This window comes from Pelotomaculum isophthalicicum JI, from assembly GCF_029478095.1.
Classification (GTDB): domain Bacteria; phylum Bacillota; class Desulfotomaculia; order Desulfotomaculales; family Pelotomaculaceae; genus Pelotomaculum_D; species Pelotomaculum_D isophthalicicum.
Window position 1 is genome coordinate 1 of record NZ_JAKOAV010000066.1, and the last position, 5,544, is coordinate 5,544.

Here is a 5,544-nt window from a genome sequence, read left to right on the forward strand (position 1 = left end):
CAGATTTGGTAGTCCCAATTTTTCCCAGATATTTTTAGCATTTTCCATATATTCCTTAGCCGGCAAAGAAACTGCGGGGAAGGCAAATGGGCGCGTTGCGTTTATTAAGATAGCAGAGGTGCCAACCTTTTCTTTCACTTTCCGGGAGTCCCTATCCTTCAAGTAGCTTCAGAAGGTCCTTCTTTGCCACTTTTCCCCGCTGATTCCTTGGTAGTGTCTTTATGAAGATAATCTTCTTAGGCGCCTTGAAATCGGGAAGCGTCGTTTTGCAGTGGGCAATGAGTTCTTCTTCCGAGATCTCGAACCCATCCTTCTTCGCAGCAAAGCATACCACTTCCTCTCCGTAGATTTTGTCGGGCGCTCCAACTGTTGCCGCTTCGGCCACCGCGGGGTGCTCCAGCAGACGCGAAGTGATCTCCATGGGGGATATGTTGATGCCTCCACGAATGATCAGGTCCTTCTTTCGTCCCGTGATATGGACGTAGCCTTCCTCATCCATGTACCCGAGATCTCCCGTGGCAAAGCCTTCCTTGGAGAATACGTCCGTACTGCCGTCTCCCTTGAGATAGCACGAACCCATTGCTCTTCCCTTTACGACCATCTCGCCCACTTCGCCAGGCTTGCACCTGTCTCCGTCTTCATTGAGAAAAAAGACTTCCTTGTGCTTCAGGGGAAGGCCTACCGAGCCCATCTTTCTTTTTGCCGGAGGATTCCCCACCATCCATCCCGCCTCGCTCATGCCCATTGCCTGATTGATCGGGATCCCGTACATTTCTTCGAATTTGAGATGTGTTTCCACAGGGAGCGGGGCCGAGCTCGACGTCATGAACCGCAGATTCGGTATGTCGCCCCTGGTGAGAGGAACCGGCTCATTGACCAGCATGCTGAAGACTGCGGGTACGCCTGATGAGACCGTGATGTCGTGCTTCTTCACCCAGTCCGGGAATCTGCTCCGGGAGAACTTCTTTGCAAGAAAGAGGGTATTGCCTCTCATCATGCTCGTGAGAATCGTGAGAAGCGTGGAAGAAAGCCAGTTGTACGCCCTGTACTCCAGGACCCTGTCCTTTTCCGTAATGCCCATTCGTTCCGATATTTCGTCGACCATACAGAACAAAGCATCTCTGGATATGAGAATCCCCTTCGGCAGCTCGGTCGTGCCTGAGGTATATACGATCAAGCCCGCATCGCGTGCGTCTCCGAGATGGCCGTCAAATGTTGCGGGCTGGTCTCTCAGAAGCTCCCAGAGCTCTCCTTCGGCGGCCTCATTTCCGAAAAATTCCGAGAAAGAGATCCACTGGGCGGAAGGTCTCTTTCCCTTGTCAAGGTGCAAGTCGCTGTCGTACAGGATGAGGGATGTTTGGGCGAGATTCACGATCCGGTAGATGTTCTCTTCGCTTTCCTCGGCGAAAATCGGATTGAGAATGCTGCCGTACTTCAGCGTACCGAAATAGATGATCATACTCTCTATGGAGTTCTTTCCTATGAGCGTTACCTTATCGCTCGGCGTAAGCCCTCTGGCTTTCAGGAAATTCGCCACCCTGTTGCACCATTCGTTCATCTCGCGGAAGGTGATGCGTTTACCCTGGTCTAAACTTTCAATAAATACCTTGTCCGGCTGGGATTTAGCGTAATCTTCGATCAAGGTGTGCCAACTGACATAAGCGTTCTCTTGCTGTTGTTCCTGCTGCTGTTGCACAGCCATGTGCGCCCCCCCTTTTAAAACTCTTGATCCTTATTCACAAAACTTCTTTATTTCTAGATCATTCTTCCAAAAACGCTTGCCTCCTTATCAAATTGGGGTAACCGTAGATTGCGAGAGCGTTGGGCGTAAAGTACCGGTCTCGTGAAGAATTCATAGGATTTGGCGATTCGTCGAGCCGTTTTTTTCGGAATCCCAAGTTTGCAAAAGAAGCAAAAGACATGGAGGGCATTAAAGTAGTGTTGGAATCTCTTCACTGTTCATCCCCTCCATGATGCTCATTATTCTGACGTCCTGCTGGATGTTTCTCATAAAGGTTTGACAGTATCTTGAGTTAAGTGCTCCAATAGATACCGTCCGTCGTTCCTGATGGTTTGGCGTGGATCCCCTGGAGCTCTTTTCTTAAAAACCCGTTCTTGCAAAGAGCTTGGCATACTCCCCTTGCGTAGCCTTGCCCTTCGCAATTTGATCCTCACTGAACCACTTCTTCAGGTCGACCAGCTCGACCGGGTATTTTGCCTTCTCAAAGGCATCCACGTATCGGTACGGCACGGTGGCGTCGAGCGCAATGGCGCCGGAGAACTTGATGTTGGTCTGGGTCCAGTCTTTTTCTCCCGCCGAGCTTCTCTCTGCCGGCTGGAAGGTTTGGCCGGCCCCTCCCGGGGACACGATCATAATATCATCTTTCGCATCCACCCGGGTCGCAATGGCCCACATGACGTCATCCATGCTGTAGATATCAATGTCCGGATCCACCGCGATAGCCAGGCGCGCGCCGATGGAGCAGGAGAGAGCTGTGGAGAGGATGTTCTTCACAAACCCCTCATCCCGCTGCCTGCGCTTCTTCACCTGGAAGATCACGCCGCCCCAATCGGGAATTGCCATCGGGATGTTGGTATCCACGGTGAGTCCCGGGCAGACCCGTTCTGCAAGCTCGAAGAAGGAGGCTGTTCTCACCATGGTGTCGATGTTGTGGTCGTCATAGCTGTGGACGCACAGGGGATAATAAATGGGTTTGTCCTTCCGGTGGGTCACTGCTGTCACCTGGAACTTGTAAGTCCTGTAGGCCTTGCCCATGTATCCCGACCATTCCGGATGGAACGGGTATACGCCCTGCCGTTGGTCACGCTCCGCGAGATCGCTCTCCCACACCTTCTGGGTTGTGTCGAGGTAGCCCTCGATCACGTATTCCGCCTGGGCGATGGAATAGGCGTCGATGGTCCTCGCCTTGACGATGTCTACCGGGAAACCCTGCACCCGACCGGCGATGCCCAGCTCGTCGCAGCCGGGAGGAAGGATCGTGTAGACGAATCCCGCACCGGCCATTAATGTGCATGCAGGAGGAACCCCCATGTTGATGGTCAGCGGGATCAGCTCTTTCCGGTAAAATTTGGACGCGATCATGTCGGTGTGCGAGCCGGGTGAGATCTGAAACGTGGAGAAGTCGGGGCCCCTGAAGAACATTCGATTGTAGCTGATATGGGTGCCGCCCCAGAACCACTTGCCTGTGGCCAGCGTGTTGCCGCCCCCTAAAGTCCTTCCCGGGTCGGAAGGGGTATGCTTGATCATAGGGATTATGGGCCATACGTCGATGTTCTTGTCCACAACGACTTCCTGGCACGGAGCATCTTTCACTTCGCGGGGCGGAAGCGGATTGCGGATGCCTTCGAGAATTCTCCACTTGAATGTTCTCTCGTCTCCGGCGTCATAGATATCGGCAATCAAATTCCCGTCGCCGTAAAGGTTGGTAAACAGACGTCCGTTGGGGTAGCCTTTCACTTTGTTGAAAAGAATGGGCAACCCCCCGTCAAAGTGCTTCTGGATGCCTGTCATCTCCAGTTCCGGATTAACCTCCACATCGGTCTCCAACAATCGGTTCGTGGATCTCAGGTGATCGATGGTGGTCCTCAGACTTGCTAAGTAATGGTTCGACATGATAAAACCCCCTTCAGAATGGTTTTTGAGTTAGGCTTAACTCCTAACTAATAAACTGTTAAACAGTTTATTAGTATAACATAACTAATAGCTTATTCTCCCTACCCTGTTTAGTTTTCCCTGCTTCTCCAGCATGGCGATGTACTCCCTTAAGTCAGCATGATACCTACCCATTTTTTAGCTCCTCCTTTTATTAAGTTTTGAAATTGATAAAAATAATTTATGCAAAATCCATACCATAAATTATATAAAAAATTGGATTTCCCATTTTAGAAGCCTTATGTTGGAGTTACACAGGTTAAACTTTCTAATAATAATGTTTTGAGAATTTGTTTGGCTGGGAAAGAAATATTAACATGTGTTACTTTTGAAACATCGTCGTTTCAAATTTGAAACATTCCTGAAGATTAGTAGAAAAAACCCTGTCCGGGACATTTTCCCGGACAGGGTTAATGAGTAATATTAACGGACAAAGAATGTAAGCATTTTGCGGTCAAATAAACAATGAATATTAACTTGCTATTGATTTACATTTTTTGAACTGTACGAGAAAAGTTATCCCATTGGCGCTGGTTTCTACTTTTATCTTTGCGTTATGCCTGGCCGCAATGCCATAACAAACCGCAAGTCCTAAACCCGTTCCATAATCTTTAGTAGTAAAGAAAGGTGTACCTATTTTCTCAAGCACGTCAGGTTTAATTCCTTCCCCCTGGTATAACTTCATTGAGCAATTCCTCTTTGCTGCTAAAATGATAGTACAAACTTCCTTTTAAAATGCCCACTTTATCGGCAATGTCTTTCATTGAAGTTTCAGCATAACCTAAACGTCGAAATAGTTCACCTGCAACTTGGATAATTTCATCTCGTTTATTAAGGCCTGAAAAAGTTTCGGTAAGATTTATATCTCGATCCATGGCAATCTCTCCGCTCCTTATATTACTTATTATTTACATGAGTTAGAATTTATACGTATAATCGTTTCTTACCATTTCTTTAGGTTTGCCTTTTAGTGTTACATATCCATCCAGAATATACATAACTGGGGTTTCACCTCACTGATCTCGGTCCGACCAGACTTACTTCACCCCATCGGCGAGTCAAGTTGTGCGGTAAGCCAAACTGGTCCATCACCCGTCCGACTAAGTGATTAACTAAATCGTCAATGGAAGTTTTTCCTTATGAAAACAACGTGCGATCCGCACGGTTTGTACATCAGCCCGCGATTAAGACGCTTTTTAAATTCGGTGACAATGACATTGCTTTCATCTTTTGACGAAGTAGTCACTTTAGCTTATTTATAATTAATTTTACCAACCGGCCATTTGGTTGGCAAAATTGTAACATAATAAAATATCAAGGTCAAGATATTGTCCTTATCAGTTAAAAATATTGATTGTCTGGAAACCTCCAAGGACTAGCTACAGGGCTGCTGGTTAAGCATTACCTTGGTGGGACTTTCACCCACTAGAATTAGCGATCTTGCCTGGCCGCACTACACAAGATTATTTACACTCCTGCACTGAAATTTAGAGATTCAGGCATAAACTTTACATGGCAGCCTGATATCTTTGTTTCTGTACACATATTTTAAGCTTTTAGTTGTACAAGTATGAATTAACATTAAAGGTTTGCCCCGGCATAAGCCAAAGCAAACCTTATGGTTTTAGTGAGGAACGGAAAAACAACCCGGTGTTCACTCTATTAATCATTAATTTCCGAAAGTTTTCGCCACAAAGTGGTTCGTCCTATCCCCAACTTCCGGGATGCTTTTTTGCGATCCCCCCCACAAGAATCCAAAACGTGTCTTAAAATCTGCTTTTCCGCATCATCAACCATTTCTTTAAAGTTTCCTTGAACAGTGACGGTAACATTAATATTATCTACTGGTAACGTTTTCGTCGTTAAGGAAT

The 5,544-nt window shown here is 47.4% G+C and carries 5 protein-coding genes; all 5 read right to left on the reverse strand.

Annotated features, from left to right (window positions below; all coding sequences use genetic code 11):
- Positions 1 to 151: 151 nt before the first annotated feature.
- The gene (locus tag L7E55_RS17250; RefSeq protein WP_277445602.1) at positions 152 to 1,702 is read right to left on the reverse strand and encodes a class I adenylate-forming enzyme family protein; all 1,551 of its coding nucleotides are present in this window, start codon (positions 1,700 to 1,702) and stop codon (positions 152 to 154) included.
- Positions 1,703 to 2,101: 399 nt separating this feature from the next.
- Positions 2,102 to 3,634, reverse strand: a complete 1,533-nt coding sequence (locus tag L7E55_RS17255; protein WP_277445603.1) for a UbiD family decarboxylase — start codon at positions 3,632 to 3,634, stop codon at positions 2,102 to 2,104.
- A gap of 511 nt (positions 3,635 to 4,145) precedes the next feature.
- Positions 4,146 to 4,358 carry an ATP-binding protein gene (locus L7E55_RS17260; protein WP_338091252.1) on the reverse strand — a complete coding sequence of 71 codons (213 nt, stop codon included), beginning with the start codon at positions 4,356 to 4,358 and terminating at the stop codon, positions 4,146 to 4,148.
- Positions 4,330 to 4,548 carry a TetR/AcrR family transcriptional regulator gene (locus tag L7E55_RS17620; protein WP_338091253.1) on the reverse strand — a complete coding sequence of 73 codons (219 nt, stop codon included), beginning with the start codon at positions 4,546 to 4,548 and terminating at the stop codon, positions 4,330 to 4,332. Before L7E55_RS17620 ends, L7E55_RS17260 begins: the two co-directional genes overlap by 29 nt.
- Before the next feature lie 787 nt (positions 4,549 to 5,335).
- Positions 5,336 to 5,544, reverse strand: a 209-nt coding sequence (locus L7E55_RS17270; protein ID WP_277445604.1) for a helix-turn-helix domain-containing protein, incomplete at its 5' end; no start/stop codon positions are given.